This window comes from Neolewinella persica DSM 23188 (assembly GCF_000373105.1).
Lineage (GTDB): Bacteria > Bacteroidota > Bacteroidia > Chitinophagales > Saprospiraceae > Neolewinella > Neolewinella persica.
Window position 1 is genome coordinate 232329 of the sequence record NZ_KB890436.1, and the last position, 23729, is coordinate 256057.

The 23729-nt window shown below is 52.1% G+C and carries 19 protein-coding genes; 12 read left to right on the forward strand and 7 right to left on the reverse strand.

Features of this window, described 5'->3' with window-relative positions:
- Positions 1-96 precede the first annotated feature (96 nt).
- From B036_RS0115590 to B036_RS32215, 6 genes are all read left to right on the forward strand, one after another.
- Positions 97-1377: a hypothetical protein gene (locus B036_RS0115590; RefSeq protein WP_020569666.1), complete on the forward strand. Its 1281-nt coding sequence runs from the start codon at positions 97-99 to the stop codon at positions 1375-1377.
- Between the two features lie 165 nt (positions 1378-1542).
- A complete protein-coding gene (locus B036_RS0115595; protein WP_020569667.1) occupies positions 1543-2370 on the forward strand; it encodes a mechanosensitive ion channel family protein in 828 nt (275 codons plus the stop codon).
- A gap of 355 nt (positions 2371-2725) precedes the next feature.
- On the forward strand, positions 2726-6592 hold the full coding sequence (locus B036_RS32210) for a DUF5060 domain-containing protein (RefSeq protein ID WP_020569668.1): 3867 nt from the start codon (positions 2726-2728) through the stop codon (positions 6590-6592).
- 378 nt (positions 6593-6970) lie between these two features.
- Positions 6971-8266, forward strand: a complete 1296-nt coding sequence (locus B036_RS0115605; RefSeq protein ID WP_020569669.1) for a ThuA domain-containing protein — start codon at positions 6971-6973, stop codon at positions 8264-8266.
- 75 nt (positions 8267-8341) lie between these two features.
- A complete protein-coding gene (locus B036_RS0115610; protein WP_245557479.1) occupies positions 8342-9481 on the forward strand; it encodes a S1C family serine protease in 1140 nt (379 codons plus the stop codon).
- Positions 9482-9738: 257 nt separating this feature from the next.
- Positions 9739-10197, forward strand: a complete 459-nt coding sequence (locus B036_RS32215) for a YbjN domain-containing protein (RefSeq protein WP_052333966.1) — start codon at positions 9739-9741, stop codon at positions 10195-10197.
- Positions 10198-10278: 81 nt separating this feature from the next.
- Here B036_RS32215 and B036_RS0115620 read toward each other — a convergent pair whose 3' ends face one another.
- The gene (locus B036_RS0115620; RefSeq protein WP_020569672.1) at positions 10279-11901 is read right to left on the reverse strand and encodes a M28 family metallopeptidase; all 1623 of its coding nucleotides are present in this window, start codon (positions 11899-11901) and stop codon (positions 10279-10281) included.
- A 139-nt stretch (positions 11902-12040) separates the two neighbouring features.
- On the opposite strand from B036_RS0115620, the gene B036_RS0115625 reads away from it, so the two are divergent.
- Positions 12041-13156 (forward strand): peroxiredoxin family protein, encoded by a 1116-nt coding sequence (locus B036_RS0115625; RefSeq protein ID WP_020569673.1) that lies wholly within the window; start codon positions 12041-12043, stop codon positions 13154-13156.
- A 267-nt stretch (positions 13157-13423) separates the two neighbouring features.
- On the opposite strand, the gene B036_RS0115630 is transcribed toward B036_RS0115625, so the two are convergent.
- The 3 genes from B036_RS0115630 to B036_RS0115640 all read right to left on the reverse strand — a co-directional run bounded on the left by B036_RS0115630 (position 13424) and on the right by B036_RS0115640 (position 15242).
- The gene (locus tag B036_RS0115630; RefSeq protein WP_020569674.1) at positions 13424-13942 is read right to left on the reverse strand and encodes a GNAT family N-acetyltransferase; all 519 of its coding nucleotides are present in this window, start codon (positions 13940-13942) and stop codon (positions 13424-13426) included.
- A gap of 101 nt (positions 13943-14043) precedes the next feature.
- Positions 14044-14313, reverse strand: coding sequence for a chaperone modulator CbpM (locus B036_RS29605; RefSeq protein WP_020569675.1), 270 nt, complete (start codon positions 14311-14313; stop codon positions 14044-14046).
- Between the two features lie 5 nt (positions 14314-14318).
- Positions 14319-15242, reverse strand: coding sequence for a J domain-containing protein (locus B036_RS0115640; RefSeq protein ID WP_020569676.1), 924 nt, complete (start codon positions 15240-15242; stop codon positions 14319-14321).
- A 325-nt stretch (positions 15243-15567) separates the two neighbouring features.
- On the opposite strand from B036_RS0115640, the gene B036_RS0115645 reads away from it, so the two are divergent.
- From B036_RS0115645 to B036_RS32220, 4 genes are all read left to right on the forward strand, one after another.
- Positions 15568-15936 carry a hypothetical protein gene (locus B036_RS0115645; RefSeq protein ID WP_157472176.1) on the forward strand — a complete coding sequence of 123 codons (369 nt, stop codon included), beginning with the start codon at positions 15568-15570 and terminating at the stop codon, positions 15934-15936.
- A gap of 152 nt (positions 15937-16088) precedes the next feature.
- Positions 16089-16457 (forward strand): hypothetical protein, encoded by a 369-nt coding sequence (locus B036_RS0115650; RefSeq protein WP_020569678.1) that lies wholly within the window; start codon positions 16089-16091, stop codon positions 16455-16457.
- Positions 16458-16529: 72 nt separating this feature from the next.
- Positions 16530-17594, forward strand: a complete 1065-nt coding sequence (locus tag B036_RS0115655) for an isoaspartyl peptidase/L-asparaginase family protein (RefSeq protein WP_020569679.1) — start codon at positions 16530-16532, stop codon at positions 17592-17594.
- Between the two features lie 299 nt (positions 17595-17893).
- A complete protein-coding gene (locus tag B036_RS32220) occupies positions 17894-20353 on the forward strand; it encodes a zinc-dependent metalloprotease (protein WP_020569680.1) in 2460 nt (819 codons plus the stop codon).
- On the opposite strand, the gene B036_RS0115665 is transcribed toward B036_RS32220, so the two are convergent.
- Together B036_RS0115665 and B036_RS0115675 are read right to left on the reverse strand one after the other, a co-directional pair.
- On the reverse strand, positions 20350-20706 hold the full coding sequence (locus B036_RS0115665; RefSeq protein WP_020569681.1) for an MmcQ/YjbR family DNA-binding protein: 357 nt from the start codon (positions 20704-20706) through the stop codon (positions 20350-20352). The genes B036_RS32220 and B036_RS0115665 overlap by 4 nt on opposite strands.
- 311 nt (positions 20707-21017) lie before the next feature.
- Positions 21018-21365 (reverse strand): hypothetical protein, encoded by a 348-nt coding sequence (locus tag B036_RS0115675; protein WP_020569682.1) that lies wholly within the window; start codon positions 21363-21365, stop codon positions 21018-21020.
- Positions 21366-21667: 302 nt separating this feature from the next.
- On the opposite strand from B036_RS0115675, the gene B036_RS0115680 reads away from it, so the two are divergent.
- Positions 21668-22951, forward strand: coding sequence for a metal-dependent hydrolase family protein (locus B036_RS0115680; RefSeq protein ID WP_026232034.1), 1284 nt, complete (start codon positions 21668-21670; stop codon positions 22949-22951).
- Between the two features lie 182 nt (positions 22952-23133).
- On the opposite strand, the gene B036_RS29615 is transcribed toward B036_RS0115680, so the two are convergent.
- A complete protein-coding gene (locus tag B036_RS29615; protein WP_020569684.1) occupies positions 23134-23610 on the reverse strand; it encodes an ankyrin repeat domain-containing protein in 477 nt (158 codons plus the stop codon).
- Between the last annotated feature and the right edge of the window lie 119 nt (positions 23611-23729).

A 23729-nucleotide genomic window follows, 5' to 3' on the forward strand; every position in this document is an offset into this window, starting at 1 on the left:
CTATTTATCTACCTGACTGTTTGACTTACTGACGATGGCACTATTTGCCTTCCCCAAACGTTATCTTTACCCTACAAGAATTTTACCGCCCCAAATATGTCGTTAAGTAAACTATCTCTTATCCTGTTGCTCCTTTGCGGCAGCGCCGCGCTGCAGGCGAGTACCATGCTCATCCCGATGGATGAAAAGCAATCTGATCACCTTAAAGCTTATGGCATCGCCTATTGGGTGCTCGAAAACCAGGTGGACGCCTGGTGGTTGCTCAATTACCGGGGCGGAAGTTTCGCCTTTACCCACAGCCGGGCTTTTGAGCGTGAGTGTCTGACCCGGGGAGTAAAATATGAAGTGATCCCCGACGCAAAATTCAACGCCATTCTGGAGGACATAGCGAACCCTGAAAAGAATATGGACGCGATGAAGTTGGAGAAGGCTCCGAAGATCGCGGTTTATACGCCGGAGTACAATTTTAAAAAAGGAACCAAAGTCCAGCCCTGGGACGATGCGGTGACGCTGGTGCTCGCTTATGCCGAAATCCCCTACGAAACGGTCTACGATAATGAAGTTCTTGGCGATAGACTTGCCGAATACGACTGGCTGCACCTGCATCACGAAGATTTTACTGGCCAGTTCGGTCGGTTTTACCGCAGTTTTCATACCGCACCCTGGTATCGCCGACAGGTAGAGTACCAGGAAGCATTAGCTGCGGAGAATGGTTACGAAAAGGTTAGCCAACTGAAACTTGGTGTGGTGAAGAAAGTACGCGAATTTGTCGGTGGCGGCGGCTTTATGTTTGCCATGTGCTCTGCAACAGATAGCTATGATATTGCCCTGGCGGCCGAAGGAGTGGACATCTGTGCACAGTATTATGATGGTGACCCGATTGATCCCAATGCCCAGGAGAAACTGGACTTTAGTAAGACATTTGTTTTTGAGAATTTCAAACTGCAGCGCAATCCACTGGAGTACGAATTCAGCAGCATCGATCATAATCCTCGTCGCGTTGGAGAGAAGGAGGACTACTTCTCCCTCTTTGAGTTTAGTGCCAAGTGGGATCCGGTACCGACAATGCTTACCCAAAATCATACCCGTACGGTGAAGGGATTTATGGGGCAAACGACAGCCTTCCGTAAGGAGCACATCAAATCTAGTGCCCTGATTCTCGGAGAAAACAAAGCCGCAGGTGAAGCCCGTTACCTGCATGGCAATTTCGGGGAAGGCTTCTTCAGCTTCTACGCCGGTCATGACCCTGCCGACTACCGACACTTGGTCAATGATCCGGAAACCGACCTCAGCCTTCATCCAAATAGTGCTGGCTACCGCCTTATTTTGAACAATATCTTGTTCCCTGCGGCTAAGAAACAGAAGCGGAAAACGTAGCCTTCTAGTCAAACAGGCAGATAGTCAAACAGTCAGAGAGCAGCTACCGTAAGGGGTTGCTCTTTGCGTTCGTTTTAGGAGGTGATTACTACCTGACGGCTTGATTACCTGACCATCCAACTGTTTGACTCCTTAACTTTCTGACGCTTTCACTACTTTCGCGGTATGGAAACAGAACAGTTTAACTCCTACCTGGAAACCGCCACCACTATGGTCATCGAATACGCCCCGAAGGTGGTGATGGCTATTATAATTCTGTTCATCGGCATTCGGATCATCAATAAGTTGGTCAGTATTGCCATTAAGACCATGCAACGCAATGGCCTGGGGGCGGACCTTGCTCCTTTTTTGGGCTCTATAGCCGGCATCGGGTTGAAGATTCTTTTGATGTTCACGGTGGCGGGTGTCCTTGGCATTGATGTCGCAGCTTTTGTAGGGGTTCTTGCGGCAGCGAGCTTTGCCGTAGGGCTGGCCTTGCAGGGGAGCCTGAGTAATTTCGCCGCAGGAATTCTGATCATTCTCTTCAAACCATATAAGGTTGGAGACTGGATTAAAATACCCGACGAGTTCTTCGGACAAGTCGAATCAATCCAGATATTCAACACCATCCTGGTAACCCCCGGTAAAAAGACATTGATTGTGCCCAACGGCGAAGTGATCAGCGGAGTGGTAACAAACTTTAGCGATAAAGGGCATATTCGCCTCGAACTAACGCTTATGCTTGGGTATGAAGAAAGCTTTCCCAAAATAAAAAAAGTCATTCATGACGCGCTGCAGGACGTCAACGGCATCCTGCACGACCCGGAACCAGAGATCGGTATTGAATCATTTGATACGCACAATGTGGTGATTGCCGTACGGCCTTACGTTTCCCCCGATGCTTACTGGGAAGGGACCTTCGCAGTACACGAGCGGATAAAGTCAGCGCTTTCCGCCGCCGGCATTAAGATGGCCTATAGCGAAGGGGTAGAACTTGGTCCGATTGGGGAGTAGCGGGCTCGATCATTTATTTCAAATCCGCCCATTATTACCCTTTCTGTGGAACCAAACTAGCCGGTATGGTCCTGGCCGGATATTTGGTCAAGCCTCCAAACGAAGCTACGTTGGCTGGTGTTCCCAACTTTAGCAAAATTGAATACTCAGCATTTTAAATAATAAATCTCACTTATTTTTATAAAAAATATGTTTTTTGGGCATAACTTTGAATTCACTATCTACGGTATGGATTTATATCCTGCCAGTCGGTAGCCAAACTCAGTTGAAACAACACCCCAGTTATTTTCATTTGCCGGCAGTAAGCCTTCCTTAAGGGAATGCTTATGAGATGGCGATTTAAATAACTCCCTTAGTGAACTTCATTCGTACTGCTTCTCTTCTGTTTGCTTTTTGCAGCAGCTTATTTCTATTTCCCGGGTGGGCTAAAGCCCAGTCTGCCTACCTCGAACAAAACGGCCTGGTCGTTATCGAGCCTGAAAATGTGGCCGCTTTGAATGGCTGGGAAATTTCCAATGCCATCTCCGGAGCTACTGGCCCGGGATACATCCACTGGACGGGCAGCCAATTTTTCAACCAGACTGGAAACGGAGTACTTCGCTACTACGTAAACATCTCTACCGTCGGGACCTACCGTTTCGAGTGGCGGGTGGCCGTTGGCTTTGGCACCAACGGTACGGAACACAATGACTCCTGGCTGAAGATCGGAGCCGGCAATTTCTACGGCGAAAAAACCAACTCCAGGGTCAAACCCAAGCCAGCCTGTAATAACGACCCGGACTACAACTGCCCGGCCGGATCAAGCCTAAACGGCTTTTTCAAGATCTATGGGGGAGGAGTGAACCAGTTTCAGTGGGCCGCCCGCACCAGCGACAACGACGCGCACAACGTCTTCGCCACTTTTGACGCACCGGGCGTTTACGAGATCGAGGTCAATGCCCGTTCTTCTTACCACAGCATCGACCGACTGGTCATGTATCACTCAAGCGTCACCGGCAATACGGCTCGCGCGCTGTCTAACCCAGAGTCTCCACAAGAGAACGTAACGACGGGTGTTGCCGAACTAACGGGGGAACTCAAGACCTGGCACGACGTGCAGCTGACTTTCGATGGCCCCGCGACTTCGGAGGAGGCCAGCCCTAACCCATTTGCCGATTACCGGCTCGACGTCACCTTCACCAACGGGGAGAAATCTTACGTCGTGCCCGGTTATTATGCCGCCGACGGTAACGCGGCTGAAACCAGTGCCACTGCTGGAAATAAATGGCGGGTCCACTTCGCTCCGGATACCGTCGGCGACTGGTCCTGGTCTGCGGCCTTTACCACGGGCAATGACGTAGCCGTCAATGAAGGTGGTACTCCCGCTGGATTTTTTGATGGAGCCACCGGTTCCTTCACCGTAACGGCAACCGACAAAACTGGGCGGGATCACCGGGGGAAAGGCCGTTTACAGTATGTTGGGCAGCATTACCTCCAGTATGCCGAAACCGGAGAGTGGTTCGTCAAAGCCGGCGCGGACGCGCCGGAAAATACCCTCGCCTACGAGGACTTTGACGAGGTGCCCAATCAGGGCAATCGTCGTAAAACCTGGCAACCCCATCAGCAAGATTACCTCGCTGCCGAGGCAGCGCCATACACCTGGCAAAACGGTAAGGGCTCCGAGCTGCTCGGCGTTGTCAATTACCTTTCAACCGTAGGCGTCAACGCCTTCAGTTTTCTTACCTTCAATACGCAGGGAGACGACAACAATGTCTTCCCTCACCTACTCATCGCAGGGCAAAACTACGGTGGTAATAACAGCTGGCAGGAACTCCACCACGACCGCTTTGATGTTAGTCGTACGGCTCAGTGGGAGCGCATCTTCAGCTATGCTGACGTGAAGGGGATGTACCTCCATTTCAAGCTTCAAGAAACGGAGAACGACCAGCTGATGGACGGTGGTAACGTGGGCCGCGAACGCAAACTATACTATCGCGAACTCATTGCCCGCTTTAGCCATCACCTTGCGCTGAATTGGAATATGGGCGAGGAAAATACCCAGACCACCCAGCAACGGAAAGATATGGCGGCGTACTTCGCCCAAACCGACCCCTACAATCACCTTCGCGTTCTTCATACCTATCCTGGTCAGAAAGACCAGGTGTACACTCCCTTACTGGATACTGCCTCGCAATATACGGGCCTGTCTCTGCAAACCTCCAGCAACGCGCAGTCCCAGAACTTCGGTGATACCAAAACCTGGGTGGAGAAATCCGCTAACGCCGGTAAGAAATGGGTAGTGGCCGTTGATGAACCCGGCAGTGCGAACATCGGCGTGGATAGTGACCCCCGAGACCGTAAACTTACCCGCCACCGGGTAGTCTGGGCCAACTTTATGGCTGGTGGGGCAGGCACCGAATTCTATTATGGCTACCAAAGCGGTTGCGGAGATCTCGAATGTCAGGACCATCGTAGCCGCGAGGAGAAATATACCGACGCAGCGATCGCCCTTCGGTTCTTCCAGACCTACTTCCAGGCCTATCTGCCCAATGTCATAAATGATGATGAGCTGACTTCAGCCAACGATGACTGGGTCCTTAACGCCAATAATCAGGCTTACGCTGTTTACCTGCCTGACGGTGGCAGTACCGACATAACCCTGCCAACTACCGGTGGCGATACGGTATGGCAGGTGCGCTGGTACAACCCCCGAGACGGTTCCCTCTCCGGCCCAATCGACATCACCAATAGTATCACCGCTCCGGATAATAACGACTGGGCAGCCCTCATCGAAATAAATGCTTGTATTCTTGGTACTGCGTGTGACGACGGAGACAGTTGCACGACCAATGACCTGATTGACGCAGACTGTAATTGTGTGGGCACCTTCGCTGACGCTGATGCCGATACGGTCTGTGATGCCGAAGACCAATGCCCCGGCGAAAATGACCTCGCTGATGCCGATAACGACGATGTTCCCGACACCTGCGACGATTGTGACAATAGGACTTCCGGAATGCCTTGTGATGACAGTAACCCTGACACCACTAACGACGTCATCGACGTTAACTGTAACTGTGTAGGTACCCCAGTTCCCGGGGCGAATGATTACTGGCTGGAAGCAGAGTGCTCCACCTTCGGTAGTGGATGGACCGAGGTCGCTGATCCTGCTGCGAGTAATGGGAGTTACCTGACGCCAACCGGTAACGATATTTTTACCGCCAACGTTTCTGCCAGCGAAGAATACCGCGTTACCTTCCGCGTTGCTGTCGTCAACCCAGGGACGTATAACATCTTTGCCCGCGTTCGTACTACGGCTGATGCCGACGACTCCTTTTGGGTTCGTACCGGTTGTAGCTCAACCTGGACGCGATGGAACAAGGTAGGGTTTGATTACGGCTATACCGGCTACGTCTGGGAGCAGGTGGCCCAGTGGGAAAGCGGCGACAACGTCAGTCCGGTATCTTTTGAGTTGACGGCAGGGGTTAATGTCATAGAATTTGCGGTGCGGGAGCCCGGCATTCAACTCGATAGGATAATAATAACCCCCAATTCCGCCGCCCCAACGACGATGGGAGCCGCCGCCCTCAACTGTTCCACAGCCTGTACACCCGGTACCCCCTGTGATGACGGAGACGCAGCCACCTTCAATGACTCCTGGGACGATGGGTGCAACTGCGCTGGTAGTTCGGAAACTACCGATTGCCTCGGTATTACTGCTTTGCCCGTTACCCTTACTGATTTCTCCGGCCGGGCCGAAAAAACAACTGCCATATTAAACTGGTCAACCGCTACGGAGAACGGCGCTGATCGCTTTATTGTAGAGCGATCTCTGGATGGCCGCAGTTTCCATCAAATCGGTGAAGTCGGTGCGGCCGGAAATACCACTGCAACAACCAACTATGATTTTAAGGATGAAAGTACCACTGCTTCACGGCATTACTATCGCCTGCGAATGGTTGACCTGGACAGAGCAGAGACGTTTTCAAGGATAATAACCCTTGACTTTGTGGATAATTTTAGTGTGTGGCCTAACCCGGCAAGCGATATCATTCACTTGGCCTTTGGCCAGGAAGCTACCCGGCGGGTAGTTTTAGTTGACCTGCTCGGTCGACATGTTAGATCCAAAGAAGTCACCGGAACCAACAATACGTTATCGGTAATTGGGCTGCCCAGGGGAGTATACCTGCTGATGGTGGAAGGAGCGAAGGAGCCACGTGTAAAACGGGTGGTTTTGGAATAAGGTAAGTCTTATCCCTCCTCAGAGTCGTTGTTAGCCTAACGCATTGGGCTACTTGCAGGGAAAGTATCGTCCTGATCCTGGTTGCCTCATCTGTTACCTGGTTATTGCCTGACAGCGTACGCAGCCGAAGAAAGGAGCCGCAGATTGTGTGGCAAAATTGGCCTGACAAGTCACTAGTGACCTGTCAGGCCTTAACCAGAGCGGTAGGGAGTAAACAAATTGTCGTACTGACCCGTAGCACTGGAGTGCTTACGCCGGGTCAGTACGACAATTTGGTTTGCTCCCGGGTGGTATTTCCCAATAGTCGCCTTAAAATCTAAATTTATATAGTCGCTAAGGCCTATCATTTTTTCACGAGTTTTAAAACCTGCTTTCACTATGAAACAACTATTGAAGGACTATCGATTATTTGCCCTTTTTGCCCTGCTTTTTTTTACCCCAGACCTCTTTGCTCAGGTAGCGTGTGGTGGCACCACTTCGTTTCAAATCCTCCATTTTACCCGGACGGAAGGCTTTAACCACGGAACTAAGTCGGAAAGCCGGACGATGTTCGAGGAAATTGGGGCAGCGCAAAATTTCACGGTGGTAAACAGTGATAGCGAAAGTGCTTTTGATGACCTGGCTACCCTGATGAACTATGAAGTGATCGTATTCGCCAATACCAGTGGTAACATCTCTTTCTCTGCAACTCAGAAAATGAACCTCGAAAGCTACGTGGCTGGTGGCGGTGGCGTGCTCGGTATCCATGCGGCTACCGACATGTACCGTAACGCCAGCTATCCGTTCTATACGCAGTTGATGGGTGGCTCCCGCCGGAACTCTCCCGCGCATACGAGCAATAATTTCATGGGCACAATGGATAAGGTCGGGACACATCCCAGTACCGCCAACCTCCCTGACCCGTGGATGAAAGAGGAGGAATATTATTACTGGCCGGACACTGGCCTGGTGGCCAACATCGTGCCCGTGCTGGAGGTTCGTTCCACGGGCTCCAACAGCTACGATGCAATACGGCCAGCTAGTTGGTACCAGGAATTTCCTTCCGGTGCGCGCTCTTTTTACACTACCCTGGGGCACAAAAGAGAGAACTATACGGATGCAAATAATGAATTCAGGCAGCACCTGTCCGACGCTCTTTGCTGGCTCGTGGAGGCAGCGCCGATGAGTTTGCCGGTAACGGTACTTAATACCGAATTAGAAACAGTCGAAGGCCTTCACCGTATTAGTTGGGAGATTGGGAGCGATGCGACTGGCAAGGTGGAGTTGCACGGCGGCTACGCTCGGGAAACGGCTACTTTACTGAAGTCTGTTCAAAGCACCGGCGACTTATTCGGGAGCGTGGAGCACCGTCCTGTCCGCCAAAACGAATGGTTCTACTACCGTCTTCGGTTTTTTGACGCTGACGGTTTACCCAACTGGAGCGCTTGGATGGCAGCGGCACCCTCGACGGAGTTTTCGGAGGCGGGGCCGCAGGTGCAATACGGAGTGGAAGGAGCAGTATTGGTCGTGCCAGCCGGAGGACCCTCGCAAGCGATCATCTACGATGCGTCGGGCAAAACGATCGGTGCGTTTGATCTGGTGGAGGGTCAAAATCCGCTCCCAGGCACTGAAACGGGTATTTACGTGATTCGCTTCCCCTTTCAGCTAACGGGGCTGAAGTACACGATTCGTTAAGGTTTATTAACCTTTTCGATTAAACTCAACCCTTGCTTTTTTGCGTTATAGATGACCAGACAAAACATCCAGAACGTGAAGAATTTCCTGCTATCCTTCGTTATTGTCCTGGCGGCCTTCGCCGCCGGTCGGTACGTCTTCCCCACTGCACCTGCGGCCCCGCCTACTGAACAGACGGTGGCAACTACCGAAACGCTTTCCGTTAATCGGGGGAGTAGCCCGGAGTTTACGGCCATGACCCCGGAAGAGGCCCTCACTTATACGCCCTCAGAACTGCATACTATCAAGTTGTTCGAAGAGGCCTCACCATCCGTTTGCTACATCACCACCAAGGCCCAACGGCGCAGTTTCTGGACGCGCGACGTTACGGAAGTGGAGGCGGGGTCCGGCTCAGGTTTTGTTTGGGATAATTCGGGGCACATCATCACCAATTACCACGTGATCAAAGGAGCTAGTAAAGCGATCGTCACGCTGGCTGGCGGTGAAAGTTACGAAGCCACCTTGGTGGGCGTAGCCAAAGAAAAAGACCTCGCCGTACTTAAGGTAGACGCTCCGGCGCGGGAGCTGCAGCCCATTCCTGTCGGGACTTCCGAAGGCGTTCGCGTCGGGCAATCGGTCTATGCTATTGGCAACCCCTTTGGCCTCGACCAAACCCTGACGACGGGCATTGTCTCGGCCCTCGACCGTGAGATCAATAGCCAGGCCAACGTTCCCATCGCCGGAGTAATCCAGTCCGACGCAGCCATTAATCCCGGTAACTCAGGTGGGCCTTTGCTCGACAGTAAAGGGCTGCTGATCGGCGTGAATACCGCCATTTACAGTCCATCCGGTGCTTCTGCGGGCATTGGTTTTAGCATCCCTGTGGATGTAGTTCGCTCCGTAATCCCCGACCTGATTCGCTACGGCGAAATCCGCCGTGCTACCCTGGGGGCCGAATTTTATATGCTGAACCGCGGTGCGGGCCTGGCCTTTTATAAGCTTTCTCCCTCCGGCCCGGCAGCGATCAGCGGCATTCGCGGTATCAGCCGGGATGACCGGGGTAACCTGGTGCTGGGTGATGTGCTTTTGGGCATTAACGGCAAGCCCGTCCGTACCAATACTGAAGTTTTTCTGGAGATGGAAAAGTATAACCCAGGAGAATCCGTTCGGCTGAATGTCATCCGGGATGAACGGGAGGTGGAGATCAAAGTCATGCTTGGTAGTACGGTGGAGTAAGTGCTGGTCCTGTTGACCATTGATCCGTGTTAATTGTGAGAAGCCATGCGGCCTACTGCTGGACGGGAAGACCCAATTGCAGCATTCCTGAATGGTAATTGTAAGTAGGAATAGTATAGGTAGAGGCTAAGGTATTTTACCTGAAGTTTTGCCAGCACTACCTTTACCCTTAATAATATTGGCTTGTCCTTATTTCACTACCAGTGTAAATGGTCAGGATGAGGCATACTCTCATATTCCCTAAATTGGACTTAGTAATGAAATTTTCTCGTTTAATTCTTATGACACTTGTTCTTGCCACCGGCTTTACCCTTCCACTGGCGGCACAATCCGAATCCGACCTGCAGGAGCTCTTCATCGGCATCCTTGCTCAGATCAAAGTCGAAGGAAAAGTCGACGGTGATGGCGACATCGAGTTCGAATACCAAGACCGCTCCTATTTTCTGGAGGTCAATGAAAACGATACCGAATTCTATCGCCTGGTAATGCCTAACATCTGGCCTATTGAGTCAGAGTTGGAACGCCTCAAGGTTTTGAAAGCCGTCAATGAGGTTAATAAGACTAAAAAAGTGGCTAAGGCTTACGCCGTTAACGATAACGTTTGGCTCACCGTAGAAATGTTTATCGACAAGCCCGACAACTTCATCGGTTCGCTTGATCGTCAGTTTAAGGTGATCAACGAAGCGGTAGAGACGTTTGTTGAAGCAATGAAATAGGAGAAGCCTGGTGGCCTGCCAGTCTTAATCGCGGATTAATTCGACAAAGGACTTACAGCCCAAAGCACCAATAGCACCAATTTACCGCTCGCGGTAAAACTCCGACCCCCTATCCCACTTCGGCCAACCTTCACCGTTCGCCAGGCCAAGACCGAGCTTAAATAACAGTTCCCCGTCTTGCACAGCGCCGCCGAGCGGCCAATCACCTGGAGCATACTGGTCTGATGGCTGGTGGTAGCGGGTAGCGACGAACTCATCCTGCTTTCCTTTGGCATAGTCGCGGCCCAGCGTCGCGTGTTCGTAGCCGCCAGTGGCGTATAACACCGGGATGCCGGCTTTGGCGAAATTAAAGTGGTCAGATCGGTAGAAGTAGCCCTTCTCTGGTTCCGGGTCAGCCTGGACGTAGCGCCCCTGCGCCTTTGCTTCAGTTTCGGCCAGGTCATCCATTTCCGAATGCCCCAGGCCGGTAATGGTCAGGTCTTTGGCCGGGCCGATGGGGTTGATGCCATCGATGTTGATGTTGGCGACCGTCTTCGCCAATGGGAAGATCGGATTCCGGACGTAGTAGTCGCTGCCCCAAAGTCCCTGCTCTTCGGCGGTGACGAAGAGGAAAACTACCGTCCGGGCCGGGGGCTCGGGCAGCTTCGTATAAGCTTCGGCAATGGCCAATAGCTGGGAAGTACCCGAAGCGTTATCGAGGGCGCCGTTGTAAATCGAGTCGCCGTTGACGGCGGGACCAACGCCGATGTGGTCCCAGTGGGCGGTATAGACAATGTATTCTTCTGGCCTGGTCGCACCGGGCAGGGTCGCGATGATGTTGTTGGATTTGTCGCGGCGCAGCTCGTTTTTTGCCCAGGTGTTCAATTGGGTGTTCAAAGGGATGGCGGTAAACCCGGGTTTGGTGGCCAGTCCGAACCATCCGGTAACGTCTGGTCGGGTAGTGGCAAACAATTTTCTGGCAGCGTCGAGTGTAATCCATCCGGCAAGGTCAAGCTTCGGGCTGCCGTCCTCTTCCAGTGTCAGGCGGGTTCCGGACCACGAGCTTTCAACGACGAACCAGGGGTAACCAGCCGCACCTTTTTCGTGGATGATCAGGCAGGCTGCGGCACCCTGCCTGGCCGCTTCGGCGTACTTATAATCCCAACGGCCGTAGTAGGTCATTTCCTTGCCTTTAAAGAGCGTGGTGTCTTCGGTGTAATAGCCGGGGTCATTGACCATCACGACAACGGTTTTTCCCTTTACGTCCAACCCTTCGTAATCGTTCCAGCCGTACTCCGGGGCTACGATGCCGAACCCGGCGAAGATCATGTCTGATTGAGTCACGATGTTTTCTTCTTGCGCCTTGTCGCTATAGGTCATGTAGTCCGCCCCGAGCTTCCAAAGCAGGTTTTTACCCTTTGCTTTTATTTCGATCGTTTCCGCAGAGGTTCCGATAATTTCGATCATCGGCACCTCCTGGCGATAACCTTTACCGTTGCCGGGGGATAAACCCAGCGCTTGTAGCTCTGTCTCCAGATAATCCAGTGTGAGGGTTTCACCTTCACTGAAGGGTAGGCGGCCGCCGTACCGGTCAGAGGCTAATTCGGCCAGGTGCCGGTCGATGGTCGCCGAGTCGATGAGGGGCGCGTTGGCATCAGTAACGTTTTCGGGGGCGGGGCCGCAGGATGCAAGCAGGAGGAACAGGAAGCAGGGGAGGAAGCGCATAAGTTGGTCTATTGGTCTGTTGGTGCTGGTCTATTGGGGGACGGAAAGGTAGAACATTCAGGTAATCTTTATAATTGGTAATGGTAACTTACAAAACAAGCACCTATCCCACAGCACTTTTTCAAGTAATACACTCATTATGCATCAAATAATCATCTCGTTACTTGCGGTCTTCTTTTTGACTTCTTGTCAGCAAAGCCCTGAACCCAAAGCCCCCTCTGAACTGCTGCAAGAAGCCCAGCGGACCATTGATGAGGCTCAATCCATCAGCTTCACCAAGCACCTGGTCTACGATAATGCGTTCATTGGATCTGCGGATACCATGCAGACGAACGAGATTTTTTATCGTAACGAGGCTTCACCGATTGGGTATGATTTCCTGGCTGAAGATGAGGCGTATACCTTTTACCTGATTGGTGAACTATCTAATGCCATAAACCACGAGGAGCGACGGATAACGAGTTATACCGCTGAAGAAACCAAAAGCGACTACGAAGATCCCAGGGGTTCCATGATCGTAAGCAATGCACCATTCTATCTACTGAGCAAGGAAGAGTGGGTCTATGATTCGGATACAATATTTCAGGGACAACCTGCCCGGATGTACGCTTATATCGATTATGAAAACCGGGAAGACAGCGTTCATTATTTACGCCAGGCCCGCTTGTTCCTTGATCCGGAAACGGGGCAACCGCTTGGTCACCAAACGTACCTGGCGGCCAATGGTGCGCCACATCAGATCATTACCTGTTGGTACGAGGATTACCGGACTGATCAGGAGGAGCCCTTGACGTTTGTGCTTCCGGAAGGCTACACGAAAATGTCTAACGAGGAGTATGAAGCAGGCCGGCAGGCTGGCGTGTTGACCGTAGGAGAACTCGCCCCAGACTTCTCAGCTACGACCATTACTGGAGAAGAGTTCACCCTTAGCGATTATCGGGGAAAGAAGGTCTTGCTCGATTTTTCTTTTGTTGGTTGCGGCGGCTGTGAGATGGCCATGAAAGAATTTAACCATCCGGATTTCAAACTGCCCGATGATATGGTGGGGGTTTACCTCAGTCACCTGAATACGACCGCAGAAATCAAAAAGCACTTCGCTGAAAAAGGGATGCCTTTTCTTGCGATTCCTCGGGCGGAACGGCCGAATAAGGACTATGGTGTTTACCTGTACCCTACCTTTTTTGTCATCGATAAGCAGGGGGTGATCGAACGGGTGGAGTTGGGGTACGATCAGGGGTTTGGAGCTACGCTATAAACCGGGAAATTCGGTTGTGGGGCTTATTTGTGGGGTTGGCGGTTTGACGGCCTTGCGATGCTGCTGGCCCCAAATGCTATCAACAACGCCGGTGAATAGAACGACCTGTGGGAAGGAGGAACGCTTTTCTACATCGCAGAGCAAGATTAATTCTGGCTTGGTTCTTTGCGCCCGTAGCCAGCAGGCGTGGAAACTTTAATGGTAATTGATAGGTGGACGAATGGGTTTGACGAGGAACCCGTCAATGGTTTGATGAAATAGCGGGCATTATCGCTTACGCCACCGCAACAACATTAACTCTTCCTCATCGCCCTCGATCCGAATCAACTCCGGTTCCCGGGTAAAACCGAGCTTTTCCAGCAACCGGATGCTTGGCTGGTTAATCGGTAAGGTGATGGCCAGTAATTCGGTATGGCCATGTTTTTGGGCATAAGCCATGTTGGAGATGGAAGCCTCGTGGGCGTAACCCTGTCGCTGGTACTGGTCCAGAAAGGCAAAGCCGAAGTCGGGCAGATCCAGCCCCGGGCGATCGTAGACGCCCGTATTCCCGATGATGGTACCGTCGGTTTTCAGGCAGCAGAGCATGGGCCCACAGCCAGGTACTTCATAGCTTTTCAGGATACGGTCCGTGATGTACTCTTTGGCATCCTCCAGGGTATAGACGCCACGGTCGCCGATGTTGTCTAGCCAGCCTTTACTATTGAGGAGCTCCAGAAAAAAGGGAGCGTCTTCGAGGGTGGCCCGGCGGAGGGTAAGGCGTTCGGTAGGCGAGGGTATGTCTATCATAATTGTTACTTGACGGTAAAAGTCACAAATAGAATGTGACAAGCAGGGAAATTAGTTCTTTGTTTCCCTTTTACGTCTTTTGGCAGCTTTTTTAGCACTTATCAATCTATATCCTCAATGGCCATAAACCGCTCTCCTTCCAGCCGGTCGAGCAAATTCAAAATGATGTCTATCCCCGCTGCATTTACGCCAAGGTCGGCGTGCAGCCGATAGGCGCGTTCTAAACGGGGAACTTCTGGTTCGGGGATGACGACCAGGTCATTCTGAAGATGGACTTTGACGATGCCGTGCTCCAGAAACTCTTCGATGATCACCGTGTCGCACTGGTGAAAGGTACAAAACTGTTGAATGGTTACGTAGGTGATTGGCATGGCGCTTAGGCTTTAGCAAGTTGCTCAAAAAGGGATTCTTGTGCCGGAGTGAGGGACTCTGGGAGGCGTACGTGAAGGTCAAGGAACAAATGACCGTCGCCGGAACCTTTGTATACGGGAAGCCCTTTACCCTTGAGGCGGATGCGTTTGCCATTTTGGCTCAGCTTGGGGATCGGAACGTTGACGGAGCCGGTTGGCGTAGTCACCGTCACCTTGCCACCGAGGACCATGGTGGTAAGGTCAACTTCATGTTTCTTGTAAAGGTCGGCACCTTTGCGTTCGTATTCGGAAGGAGTGCTGACCCTGAAAGTTATGTAGAGGTCACCTGCAGGACCGCCACCAGCTCCCGGACCACCCTGACCCCGAAGACGCAAGGTCTGCCCGTCTTCTACACCGGCCGGAATGGTTACACGCAATTGTTTGCCGCCGACGGTCAGTACTTGTTTATTGTCTTTCAGGATGTCCTCCATCCGAACACTCAGCGTTGCCTCAACGTCCTGTCCTCTCAAAGAGGACCTGCGTCGCTGGCCGCCACCGAAGGAGCCACCGCCAGCACCACCGAACATCTGACTGAAGAAGTCTGAAAAATCACCATCGTCACCACCAGTTGTATAGGTGTAAGAACCGCGACCGCCGCCAAAAGGGTTTCCTCTCCCGGAACTGCCTCCGGGCCGCCCGCCAGCTTTCTCGAAGGCTTCGGCATGTTCCCAGTCTTTACCGTATTTATCGTACTTCTTCCGTTTTTCCGGATCAGAGAGCACTTCATTGGCCTCGTTGATCTCTTTGAACTTACGCTCCGCTTCCTGATCACCAGGATTCACATCCGGGTGGAATTTGCGTGCAAGCTTACGGAAGGCCTTTTTAACAGCCTTTTCATCGGCGTCTTTAGGTACGCCGAGGGTCTGGTAGTAATCGATAAAGTTTGCCATATATCTTTTAAAAACGCACGAACCGGCAATGGGTTTCCTTGTTTTACAGGATTAAGGATCCGAATATCATAGTGCCCTGCTTAAGGGACGCCGTATAAATAACTTACTGGTTTTTGACCTGACGTTTTTGTTCTCACCGTTCTTAAAAATCCTTTACATAGCCTCAGTTACGGAAATGATTTTTAAGGACGGTGAGGGCAAAACAAGGCGGTCAAAAGGCGTAAGTTATTTATACGGCGTCCCTAAGGAACCGTTAAAGCGTGACCGTTCACAAACGGCAGCTTATGGCCCCCCGACTAACCAGTCGAACCAATACAATAATACCATGAAACACGTTTTGTCTTTTTGCTTCTTCGGTCTGCTTATCCTTTCGTGTGATAAGAGCCAAAGCCCTCCCGACGGCCTGGAAGTCGGTCAGACGTTTACGGTAAACGATACCCGTATCACCTTCTCCCAGGTTGAAAATGATAGCCGTTGCCCGTGCGAAGCAGATTGTATTTGGGAAGGAGTAGCCACGGTTCGCCTGCTGGCGGGGAGTGACACGCTCAGGGTTTATACCACAGACAACGGGGGATTCTCCAAGACCACGACGTTTGAGGACAAGACCATTCGCCTCGTTTCCTTACTGCCAGAACCCTGTAACGGTCAGCCAGATAGCCAGGACGATTACCGGCTGAAGATTGCAGTGGAGTAAGTTAGGAGCCGGGAGCTAGAAAACCAGAAGTTGGTTTCTTGTTCCCTGGCTCCTGATTTCTAGTAAACCTTGCACCTGCGGCCGCGCCTTATACCCTTCTTCACCAACGCTGGCTAGGCTCCCTACGTCTTGCGAAATACAAACGTCTGGAAATGAAATACCCATTTTATCTGATTGCCCCTTTTTTATTGTTCACCACTTCCTGTGAGAAGGATTCGTTAGAAAGCTGCCGAGATGGCTATCACCTGGGCGATCAGGTCCGGCTGGCGGAGGGATTGAAACTGAACATCGTTGAAGTAAACGATCAGTATTGTCCTTGTGAAGTGGTTTGTGGTTTTGGCGGAAATTTGCAGGTAGTCCTGCAAGTGGAAGGCGGTAATCGAGGTCGGGATACGCTGTGGGCAGGTAGTCCAATCCCTTTTGGAGACCAAACCGTTTTATTGGGAGAAGTATTCAATCGACCTTCATGCGGCGGCATCACGCCAGTAGAAGAATTCTGCTTTGAGATCATAGTACAGTAGACTTACGGCAATGGAGGAAGCGTCACGTGGAGCTATGCGTTGAAAACAACGAAATACCCTAACTTGCCTCCCATGAGAAACACCCTACTGATCTTCCTGGCCCTCGGCCTTTTCGCATGTAATAACGCCGATGTGTCTGAACCTACAGTGCCAACCACGACTACCGCAACGCCTGCAACCTTTGAAGCCCCCGACTACGCGATGGTCATTCACGGCGGTGCCGGCACCATCTTGCCGGAGGACATGACCGACGAACGGGCCGCCAGCATCCGTACAGCTATGAATGCGGCCCTCGATGCCGGCGAGAAAGTCCTGAAAGCCGGCGGCTCCGCCGCCGATGCCGTCGAAGCCACTATCTGGGTGATGGAGGACAGCCCGCATTTCAACGCTGGTAAAGGCGCTGTATTCACCAATGCCGGCATCAACGAAATGGACGCCAGTTTCATGACTGGTCACGATCAGAACGCCGGCGCCGTCGGTGGCATCACCATACTGAAGCACCCCATCAGCGCTGCCCGTGCCGTGCTGGAAAAGTCCGAACACGTTCTGCTGGCCGGCAAGGGAGCCGAAGAGTTTTCTATTCTTCAAGGACTGGAAACCGTTGAGCCTAAATACTTCTGGACGGAACATCGCTGGAGCGCGCTCCAACGCGCACTGGAAGGGGAAAAGGTGGAACAGGAAAAAATCCAGGGGAACCGGATCATCGAAGAAATTGATCGGAAGTACGGAACCGTCGGATGCGTAGCGCTGGACAAATCCGGCAACATTGCTGCGGGCACTTCTACCGGAGGAATGACCAACAAACGCTATAACCGCCTTGGCGATAGTCCGCTGATCGGTGCAGGCACTTACGCCGATAATGCGACCTGTGGCGTAAGCTGCACCGGGTGGGGCGAGTTCTTCATTCGCTACGCCGTTGCCTACGACGTCCATGCGCGGATGGCTTATGGCGGCGCTTCGGTCGCTGATGCCGCCAACGCAGTAATTCATAAAACGCTGGTGGAAAAAGGCGGTACTGGTGGCCTGATTGCCCTGGATGCCAAAGGAAATGTAGCCATGCCGTTTAATACGCCGGGGATGTACCGGGGGTACCTTAAGGCTGGTGGTGAGCGGGAGGTACTTTTTTATAAAGAGTAGGCTATAAAGAGTGCCAGCTCTCCTCAGAGCTCGTATTAAAAGATAAGGATTTCAGCTAAAGGGCTAAAAACAAAGCCCGCCGGTTTTTATGTCGTAAACGAAATTGTCGCACTGACCCGGCGTAAGCACTCCGGTGCTACCGGTCAGTGCGACAATTTGGTTTACGCCCATCTTTTCTGTCGGCAACCTGCGGTTTCAGCCATTAAATCAGTGTTTTTTAGTGGATGGAAGGTTCCTGATGACGCAAAACTTACCTGCTGGTATACTTTCGTCCCAGAATCTTTCACACCTGCTTCATTATGCACACTTTTCTTCGCGCAATCGCGGGCTTACTGCTCGTCGTTTTTGCTTCTTCCGTTTTTGCTCAAACGGATAATAACACCCCTTCTCGTACCTGCATAACTGACGAGATACATACTGAAAAAATGGCTACGGACCCTGCTTACCAACGGGCCTGGCAAAACCGACAAGACCGTTTGCAGCAACGAATGCAATCGGTAACTGACAAAGTCGTAGCAGATTGTCCTGATCCAGTCGTAATGCCGGTTGCTGTACACTTTCAAAATGTGTCTGCAGGGTTCGACCTACAGTGTTTGCGTGACCTGGCCATCGACCAGGTTCAAATTCTGAACGATGATTACCAAGGCATAAATGCCGACATCGTAGATTGGTCGAACGGTACCTCTTCCGCATTCCCTGGTATAAGCAATGGGGAAAGCTGTATACAGTTTTGCCTGGCTACCCGAAACCACCCTGGTGGGTATGACCTCCAGGATGGTGATGTGGCGGTCACGATAAACGGAAGTTCCGGAAGCTTTGACGGCAACTGGTCCGGATACATCAACATCTTTGTGCGCAACATCGGTGCGTTGGGCTTTTCTCCGCTTGGCGGAAACGGAAATGGAGACGGGGTAACTATTGACAACAGGGCATTTGGTAGCGGTGCTGGTTGCTCGGGCTTCTCTCCGGCTTCACCATTTGATCTTGGACGAACGGTCACCCATGAAATGGGCCATTATCTGGATCTGAACCATATTTGGGGAGGCGGTTGTGGCGCTGATGATGGGATCGAGGATACGCCGAACCAGGCCGACAGTTATGGCGGCTGCCCATCCATTAACTCCTCTTCTTGTGGTTCGACGGACATGCACATGAACTACATGGATTACGTCAATGACCGGTGCATGTACATGTTCAGTGCGCTGCAGGTTAGCCGGATGGATAATTACGCTGCAGCCAACCTGCAAAATGTAATTGGTAATAACGATGTCCTGGATTGCGATGGAAGTGGCGGTGGTAATAATAATGCCGTTGTTCAATTTACCGAAGAGTTGCTCAGCGTAGAAGAAGGAACGAGCAGCTGTTTCGAGGGGGGCTTCCGTGTGTTGTCTATACCGGTCAGCGTATTCGGTTTGCCTTCTGCTGCGACTACGGTTGATGTTGAGGTGTCAGGAACAGCCCTGGAGGGTATTGACTTTGATCTCAATACCCCACAACTCATTTTCCCGGCCGAAGGTACCGAGCCGCAGTTTATCGAATTAGTGCTTTATGAAGACGCCGTCCCGGAACAGGATGCAAATATCTTACTGTCTCTCTCAATTAATGCCTTCAGCGCTGGTGAAAGCAATGTGGCTTTGGGAGATATTATCAATACCACGGTAGCATTGACCAATGATGATTTTGCCCCGGGTCTTGAAAGTGAAATCCAGGTGGACGTTAATACCTTCTCGGGCTTTGCAGACCATGAGCTCGGACCACAAAGCACGGTATATTTCCGCGATGCAAATACCGGTGCCTACATGGTGAAACTGACCAACCAAAGTGATTTCTATTACGGTTGTATCACCGTGGAGGTAGACCGCGAAGCGGGGGGCAGCCCTGGCGCAACGGCCAGCTCTGCTGCGGAGTCTGAATGGCTGACCAATAAAACTTTCTTCATTACGCCAGAATTTAACAACCCCAACGGGAGCTACGAAATCTCCCTGTATTACACGGCAGAAGAAATAAGTCGTTGGTCTGCTTCCGTCGCGGAACCGGAGGGAAACCTGAGAATGGTAAAAAGTAATGGTACCATCACCTTCGCACCTGCATTGGAGGTGCTGAACGTCTCAACCGAGTCTGGAGGAGAATTCTTCACCTATACCGCCAATGTTACCACCGGATTTTCCGGCGGCTTTGCGCTTGGTGGAATGCCAGCTTCCTTGCCAGTAGAATGGCTGGGTTTCACCGCCACCGGCGGTGAAAAGACCATCTCCCTTGATTGGCAAACTGCGCTGGAAACAGATAATGATGGCTTCGAAGTACTCCGTTCCACCTCCGGTACCGATGGCTTTACGTCAATTGGCTGGGTGCCCGGAGCCGGAACGTCTACCGAAAGTCAGGCCTATAACCTTGAGGACGAGACGGTGATTCCGGGAGAGACTTATTTCTATCAGTTAAGACAAACGGATGTTGATGGTACGCTTGAGTATTCTTCCATAGTGAGTGCAAGCCTTCCTGCCGGCGCAGGAAGCCGCCTGGAAGTATCTCCCAACCCGTTTGGGGCGGAACTGACCTTTAATCTGGCCGCAGTTAATGCAGGCGCGTACCAACTGCTGCACGTTGACGGACGTATGATTCAGCAGGGCGCATTCAGTCGGGGATTCCAGCGACAAACGATTTCCATGAATACGGTGCCCTCCGGTGTGTATTTCTTGGTCGTACAGATTGGAGAGGAGCGGTTGATCCGGAAAGTGGTTAAGCAGGTCCGGTCCCATTAAAACCCAAACTCCGCCTTCACCTTCTTAGTCAGGGATGATTTGACCAACTCATAACTGTGGTCGATCAACTCGTAGACCAGTTCATCGCTCAGGTCACCATTTTCAATGTAGACGGTATTCCAGTGTGTTTTATTCATGTGCCAACCCGGCTTGATTTCCTCATGCCGTTCGCGGAGCTGAACCGATCGCTCAGGGTCACACTTCAGGTTTACCCGCAGGTCAGCCTCGTCCAGTCCGGTGAGGGCAAACATTTTGCCGGCCACTTTGAAGACCAGCGTATCTGGGCCGAAGGGGAGTTCTTCCGTTACCGCCGTTTTGGCCAGGCAGCGGTTGCGTAAATCGTCGAGGTTCATACAGGAATAGTTAGGCGTGTTGGCAGCAATAATAAATGAAGTTATTTGAGGTGATTTTGCGTTCGCTAAGTGAACGCGATCTTTTCGGGAACCGCCAGCAGGGGAGGTCCCTTGCAGCGTCTATGGTCTACACATCTTTTAGCCCCTCACAGTCCAGGCGTATTCTCCTCCGAGGCATCGAGCTGGCACAGCTGCGAGCTCCTAAGAGGTGTAAAACGGCGGGCGGGATCGCTGATGTAAACTAGTGTGTAAACTCTAATCCCTTCCGATCGCCCCTGCTGGTTCATGCTCTTTGACCGATTCTCTAAGAATTAGTCCAGGCTCCCAGTAGTCAACTTAGGCCAGTGCAAAGCCGCGCCAACGTAGAGAATAATATTGAGCGCAATGCCAACGATCGGTAACTCCGGAACGTGCAGCCAACTGAAGGCAATGATGCCGCCAATGTAGCTGGCAGCTAGCAAGACACCCAACAAGCGGGTCTTAGCCATGACCAACAAGGCGAGAATGGACAGTTGAACTACCGCCAGAATGTATGGTGCACCAGCATTGCCGAATAATTCTACACCATCTTCCGCACCGGCAATCTTAAAGGTGGCCGTGATGCCCATAGCCGCAGCGATGAGGTAGATCATCCAAAGACCGATCTTTTGTTTATTCATTTTTTTGTGTTTAGAACGGCTAATATAATGCAAAATGATTGAAATCGGGTTTTTCAGGTGTCGTGTTGTCAAGTTGTGGGTTTTCCGGCCACTAAGTAATTTATGGATAAAAAAATAACCTGACAACTTGATAACCCGACACCTACACTTCAACCTTCTCAGAACCAGCCAGACCCCATAGGATCATTCCAATTCTTTGTTTAGTCATAATTCGGATAAGTTTCGTGGCTGGTTGAGGAGTAAATAATCGTCAATGTAACGCCTGTGTAGGTACATCCAAATGTGAGGATTATCTTTTCCCCATGAAAACACGCACTTACCTTCTATTTTGTCTGGCTTTTTGTTTGCCGATGTTCACCTTTGCCCAGTCCACCACTTATCTCCATTGTGGTAGAATTCTTGATGGGGTAGGGGGGCAACAGACGAACAGGACGATCGTCGTTGAAGACGGGAAAATAGTACGCGTCGCGGATGGTTTTTTGGGCGCGGCCGCAGGTGCAAAAACGGTTGATTTGAAGCAAGCAACGGTCATGCCCGGGTTCATCGATCTGCACGTTCACGTGGAGTCTGAACTGAACCCCAAAGCTTACATGGAAAGATTTACGATGGACCCATCATTTGTCGCGTTGCGGGCAACGTCTTATATGCGCAAAACTATTGAGGCAGGGTTTACCACCGTTCGTGACCTGGGCGGTTCCGGGGTTAACATCTCTTTGCGGGACGCCATTAACGCCGGCTACGTCGTCGGTCCCCGGATATTCACCGCCGAGAAGGCCATCGCCACCACCGGCGGTCACGCTGACCCGTCCAATGGCCGTAACAAAGAACTCTCCTTCGATGCCGGGCCGGAGGCCGGCGTCATCAACTCCGCCGACGAAGCCTGGAAGGCCGTCCGCACCCGCTACAAAAACGGCGCCGACTGTATCAAGATCACCGCCACCGGCGGTGTCCTCTCCGTCGCCAAAGATGGCCAGGGTGCCCAGTTTCGCGACGACGAGCTGGAAGCCATCGTCGCCGCCGCCAAAGAATACGGCATGCACACCGCCGCCCACGCCCACGGCATCGGCGGCATGCAGCGCGCCATCCGCGCTGGCATCACCACCATCGAGCACGGTACTTTGATGGACGAAGAAACTGCCGACCTGATGATAGCGTACGGTACCTACTGGGTGCCCACACTCAGCGCTGGCAGCTACGTAGCCGAGAAGGCAAAGACGCCCGGCTTCTTCCCACCCATCATCGTTCCCAAAGCCATCAGCATCGGTAGCCAACAGAAGGAGATCTTCACCAAAATGTACAAGAAGGGCGTTAAGATCGCCTTCGGCACCGACTCCGGCGTGAGCCCCCACGGCGATAACGCCAAGGAATTTGGCTACCTCGTCGACTGCGGCGTTACTCCAATGGACGCCATCACTTCGGCCACCAGTACGGCAGCCATGATTCTCGACCAGGGCGAAGCCCTGGGCCAGCTAAAAGCCGGCTTCACCGCCGACATTGTCGCCGTTATGGGCAACCCCCTTGAAGATATCCACTTGTTGGAGAAGGTGGGCTTCGTGATGAAGGATGGTAAGGTGGTCAAGAGGTGACCACGGAGTGGTCAAACAATTTTGCCCCGGGTGAGGCGAAACGCCGAAACCCGGGGTTGATAAGGGGCTGATAATTAGGTGGCGCGCAGCGCCACAAAAAACATCGCATCACTATGCACCCCGGGTAAAAACCCGCTTCGCGGCCTTTCATCCGGGGCAATTAATATTCGATCCCTCCGGGATCACCCTTTCCCCAACAACCCAACAATCTCCTCATACCCAAAAGTCTGCGCAAGATCCAGCGGACTATCGCCATTGTCATTCTTCAGCCCAGCGTCCGCGCCCGCTCCCATCAGGTAGGCCACCATCTCCGCATGCTCCTCAATAACCGCCCGCCCCAGCGGCGTATTCCCAGCGTTATCCTTCACATCAACCGCTGAAAAGACCTCTAGAAGCTGCTTCGCAATCGCCACATTATTGCAGTAGCTGGCGAAGTGCAGCGCCGTCCATCCCTTTTCGTCTCTTGCCAATGGCTCCGGCTGCCGTTCTAGCAGCAAGGAGACCGCCTCCGGCATCTCCGCAATGACGGCACTGCTCAGCAGCATCCGACCGGAAGGGTCGGTTTCGGTGAAGGGATAGTTCCCGGACTTTGCCAGTTTTAGGAACTTGGCTTCGTTTTTGTCGAAGAGGGCCTGGAATAGGGGGAGACTTTTTTTCATAATTGTGTGGTTGGGCGAAAATAGTGGTTTTATGATCGAATTTTTGGGGTCACTAGCGTCCGTGCCGGACAATCGCAAGTTCGCTTAGTCGGCCGAGGCATGACGGAGAAGCTGGCTCG

What these genes read in the sequence shown, in the direction of transcription:
- B036_RS0115590 (WP_020569666.1), top strand. Translation starts at nt 97, where the DNA reads ATGTCGTTAAGTAAACTATCTCTTATCCTGTTGCTCCTTTGCGGCAGC.
- B036_RS0115595 (WP_020569667.1), top strand. Translation starts at nt 1,543, where the DNA reads ATGGAAACAGAACAGTTTAACTCCTACCTGGAAACCGCCACCACTATG.
- B036_RS0115605 (WP_020569669.1), top strand. Translation starts at nt 6,971, where the DNA reads ATGAAACAACTATTGAAGGACTATCGATTATTTGCCCTTTTTGCCCTG.
- B036_RS32215 (WP_052333966.1), top strand. Translation starts at nt 9,739, where the DNA reads ATGAAATTTTCTCGTTTAATTCTTATGACACTTGTTCTTGCCACCGGC.
- B036_RS0115620 (WP_020569672.1), bottom strand. Translation starts at nt 11,901, where the DNA reads ATGCGCTTCCTCCCCTGCTTCCTGTTCCTCCTGCTTGCATCCTGCGGC.
- B036_RS0115625 (WP_020569673.1), top strand. Translation starts at nt 12,041, where the DNA reads ATGCATCAAATAATCATCTCGTTACTTGCGGTCTTCTTTTTGACTTCT.
- B036_RS0115630 (WP_020569674.1), bottom strand. Translation starts at nt 13,942, where the DNA reads ATGATAGACATACCCTCGCCTACCGAACGCCTTACCCTCCGCCGGGCC.
- B036_RS29605 (WP_020569675.1), bottom strand. Translation starts at nt 14,313, where the DNA reads ATGCCAATCACCTACGTAACCATTCAACAGTTTTGTACCTTTCACCAG.
- B036_RS0115640 (WP_020569676.1), bottom strand. Translation starts at nt 15,242, where the DNA reads ATGGCAAACTTTATCGATTACTACCAGACCCTCGGCGTACCTAAAGAC.
- B036_RS0115645 (WP_157472176.1), top strand. Translation starts at nt 15,568, where the DNA reads ATGAAACACGTTTTGTCTTTTTGCTTCTTCGGTCTGCTTATCCTTTCG.
- B036_RS0115650 (WP_020569678.1), top strand. Translation starts at nt 16,089, where the DNA reads ATGAAATACCCATTTTATCTGATTGCCCCTTTTTTATTGTTCACCACT.
- B036_RS0115655 (WP_020569679.1), top strand. Translation starts at nt 16,530, where the DNA reads ATGAGAAACACCCTACTGATCTTCCTGGCCCTCGGCCTTTTCGCATGT.
- B036_RS32220 (WP_020569680.1), top strand. Translation starts at nt 17,894, where the DNA reads ATGCACACTTTTCTTCGCGCAATCGCGGGCTTACTGCTCGTCGTTTTT.
- B036_RS0115665 (WP_020569681.1), bottom strand. Translation starts at nt 20,706, where the DNA reads ATGAACCTCGACGATTTACGCAACCGCTGCCTGGCCAAAACGGCGGTA.
- B036_RS0115675 (WP_020569682.1), bottom strand. Translation starts at nt 21,365, where the DNA reads ATGAATAAACAAAAGATCGGTCTTTGGATGATCTACCTCATCGCTGCG.
- B036_RS0115680 (WP_026232034.1), top strand. Translation starts at nt 21,668, where the DNA reads ATGAAAACACGCACTTACCTTCTATTTTGTCTGGCTTTTTGTTTGCCG.
- B036_RS29615 (WP_020569684.1), bottom strand. Translation starts at nt 23,610, where the DNA reads ATGAAAAAAAGTCTCCCCCTATTCCAGGCCCTCTTCGACAAAAACGAA.